3 protein-coding genes are annotated in these 2,357 nt (G+C 69.3%); all 3 read right to left on the bottom strand.

The genetic code is table 11. From position 1 onward, the window contains the following. Positions 1 to 268: 268 nt before the first annotated feature. The 3 genes from ACK5KK_RS05165 to ACK5KK_RS05155 all read right to left on the bottom strand — a co-directional run bounded on the left by ACK5KK_RS05165 (position 269) and on the right by ACK5KK_RS05155 (position 2,224). Positions 269 to 892 carry a hypothetical protein gene (locus tag ACK5KK_RS05165; protein WP_416889023.1) on the bottom strand — a complete coding sequence of 208 codons (624 nt, stop codon included), beginning with the start codon at positions 890 to 892 and terminating at the stop codon, positions 269 to 271. A 179-nt stretch (positions 893 to 1,071) separates the two neighbouring features. Next, positions 1,072 to 1,620 carry a hypothetical protein gene (locus ACK5KK_RS05160; protein WP_416889022.1) on the bottom strand — a complete coding sequence of 183 codons (549 nt, stop codon included), beginning with the start codon at positions 1,618 to 1,620 and terminating at the stop codon, positions 1,072 to 1,074. 112 nt (positions 1,621 to 1,732) lie between these two features. Then, entirely contained in the window at positions 1,733 to 2,224 is a 492-nt protein-coding gene (locus ACK5KK_RS05155; protein WP_416889021.1) for a hypothetical protein, read from the bottom strand. Positions 2,225 to 2,357 lie beyond the last annotated feature (133 nt).

Below are 2,357 nucleotides of genomic sequence, written 5' to 3'. Positions count from 1 at the left end.
CGAATCCGAGAGTGACAAGCTGCTGGCTGCGCACTTCGCCGACGCCATCGACCTGCCGGCCCTGACACGGCGCCAAGACCGCATCCGGGCAGGCCTGGCGACACGGACGTGAACCAGAAACTCGGGGAGCGCGACGAGCACGACACCGGCGGGCGCGCGTTCCTGCACGACAGTCTGCGGCTACTCACCGACGCGCACCACGCTTACGCCCGATCCGGCGATACCGACCGGCGGCTGGCGAACCAAGCCTTCTACACCCGGCTCGACGTCACCGACGACGAGCAACTACGCCCGCGACTCGCGGACCCCGTTCGCCACCATCATCCGCGAAGCCCACGAACACAGCGACGACGAAGTAGACGGGACGGAACACCTGCTCGGTGTGCTCGGTCGCGGCGCGATGGGTGCGGCGCACCTTGGGTTTCCCGAACCGGGAAGCCGTCCGCATCTGCTCGGCGGTGTCGGCCTCGCATGCCCTGGCGTCGTCGTAGTCGCGGCCGTCCGCTTCGACGGCGGCGAAGATCGGCGCTCGTGCACTCTCGTGTATCTGCTCAGCTTGCTCGCGTGCCGCTTTGAGCACCGCCATCGTCTCGGCGTCCTCGGCCTGGTGCTGCTGGGCCTGTGTGCCGAGGTGCTGCGCGATCTTCGTCCAGCGTTCCGCACGCTTCGCGGTGTCCTGTGCCTGTCTCGTGAGTGCGGCTATCTCGTTGTTCACGAGTTGCACGGGGCCGTGTTCGGTCAGCCCTACGACTTCCTCGGTCGCGCGGCGGGTGGCGTCGGCAAGTCCTCGGTCGGCGCGGTCGCGTTCCATCGCCTCGATGAACTGCTGCCGTGCCTCGGCCATGCTCTCCGCGACGACGTGCGGGGTGTTCTCGGCGCGGCCTCTGGTCATGCCGACATGTAGCCCTGCGCCGCTCATCTGCTCGGTGAGTAACGTATGCGAGGCTGGCGCGGTCACGCCCTGCACGCCATAGGCGGTGGCCGCGTAGCCGAGGTGCCCCAAACGCACTCACCTGTGATCGTGCGCGTGTGCGCAGCTTCAGTCTACCGCTGTGGAGCGGGGCGGGCGGGTTACAGGCTGCGGACTGGATCGTGTCGGCCTGGGCCGGAGCGATCTTGCCAGGGGTTCTGGAACGGGTCGAAGCCGTCATCGACGCTCGGTTCCCGGCGACGCTTCGCGGGATCGATCGCCGGGGCATCGCGGTGGGCGTGTGCGCGGGTGGCGACGTCCTCGGCGATGTAGCGGTGTCGGGGCAGGAGTTGCCCGGTCGGATAGGTGGCGGCGAGCAGGTCGATGCACTCCTGCGCGGTGGCGTACCCGAGCCGGTTGAATAGCAGCGCCGCGTCATCGAGGTCGCGGTCGTCGCGGGAGGCGTGCAGTTTCATCGCCAGCAGATACTCCGGTGAGGGCACCTGCACCAGCAGCGACTCGGACTCGAACACGGTGCGGGGGTGCTCGTCGGTGCCGGGCAGGAATCCCTTGGCGGCGTCGTTGAGCCAGTCCGGTTCGAGCCCGTGCGGGCTGCTCATCTCCTCCGCGATCCGCCTGACCTCGGGTGCGGGGACGAACAGGGCGTCCACGTCGCGGGTGAGCCGGTCGGCGTCGTAGGCCAGCGCCATCGCTGCCCCGCCGACGACGAACGACTGCGCGACACTCCTGCCCTTGCGAGTCGGTCGGACAGCTCTTGGAACAGGGCGCGTACCCCGTCCGCGTCGAGCTGCCCGGCCTGGGTCATGCCCTCGCCAGAGAACGGGAAGTGATGAGGATTCCGCGCCGTCTGAATGCCTCGGGGCTCTCCTGGTCGGCGTCGGCGTGGAAGATCGCCGGAACAGCGGGGTACCAGCCGCTCGTGTGACGCGAGGGGTCGGATGCCCAGGCGGGCGTGAGCCAGCCGTCACGTTCGGCCACATGCTCAGCGAGTGCGGCGAACGCGGCATCGACCTCGACCGAGCCGGTGCGGGGTGGCTCGTCGGCGAACACCCCGGCGGCGAGGTCGGGGCCGCCGCGTCGCAGAACGGAGGTGTAGTCGTCCAGTGCCTGGAGGATGCCGAACCGCCAGCACGCATCGACGGTCTCGCCGGCTGCGAGCATCGTGCGGCAGGCGGCCGCGTTCTGGGCGGCGGTGTGCCGCACGCCCACGCTCAGGCTCGGCGCGGTCTCCGGTGTCGTGCGGGCAGCATCGAGCAGCGCGCCGACTGACAGCACTTCGCCTTGGAACACCATGACCACGCCTCCTTCCTGCTCCTATTCTCTCAGACCCGCTCACGGAAGTCTCGGGACTACAGCCCGCGTGCTGGCCCCTCGCGGCGCGGGTCGTGTTCGAAGCGGTCGCGGAGCTGCTGCGCTCGCTCTGCTG

Origin of the sequence: Microbacterium sp., assembly GCF_047972865.1 — a bacterium.
Lineage (GTDB): Bacteria > Actinomycetota > Actinomycetes > Actinomycetales > Microbacteriaceae > Microbacterium.
This window is presented reverse-complemented; position numbering and strand designations above follow the sequence as displayed.

Excerpts from the sequence above, each read along its gene's own strand:
- ACK5KK_RS05165 (WP_416889023.1), bottom strand. The coding sequence starts at position 892 with ATGACCAGAGGCCGCGCCGAGAACACCCCGCACGTCGTCGCGGAGAGC.
- ACK5KK_RS05160 (WP_416889022.1), bottom strand. The coding sequence starts at position 1,620 with ATGGCGCTGGCCTACGACGCCGACCGGCTCACCCGCGACGTGGACGCC.
- ACK5KK_RS05155 (WP_416889021.1), bottom strand. The coding sequence starts at position 2,224 with ATGGTGTTCCAAGGCGAAGTGCTGTCAGTCGGCGCGCTGCTCGATGCT.